A 355-nucleotide genomic window follows, 5' to 3' on the forward strand; every position below is an offset into this window, starting at 1 on the left:
TCACGTAGCTCAATGATGCCTTGCTGCTCAAGAAGAAGCAGTGAACGGCCAAGGTTAGTTGGATCGTTTGGTACTGCAATGCGTGCGCCTTCTTCTAGCTCGTCAACAGACTTGATTTGCTTAGAGTAACCTGCAATAGGGTAAACAAAGGTGTTACCTGCGATAGTTATCTTGTAGCCACGGTCAGCGATTTGTTGATCAAGGTACGGCTTATGTTGGAATGCGTTTACGTCAACCGAGCCATCATCTAGGGCTGCGTTTGGTGTCACGTAATCTGTGAAAGTGACTAGCTCAACGTCAAGGTCGTATTTCTCTTTAGCAACCTTAGCCGCTACTTCTGCAACCTGTGCTTCAG

Annotated in this window: 1 protein-coding gene; it reads right to left on the reverse strand. The window is 47.0% G+C overall.

Annotation, left to right across the window (positions count from 1 at the left end; translation table 11 throughout):
• The coding region (locus AB4585_RS29710) for a MetQ/NlpA family ABC transporter substrate-binding protein (RefSeq protein ID WP_372172437.1) at positions 1–355 on the reverse strand (355 nt) is incomplete at both ends.

The sequence above is a fragment of the Vibrio sp. 10N.222.49.C9 genome, from assembly GCF_041474985.1.
GTDB lineage: Bacteria > Pseudomonadota > Gammaproteobacteria > Enterobacterales > Vibrionaceae > Vibrio > Vibrio crassostreae_C.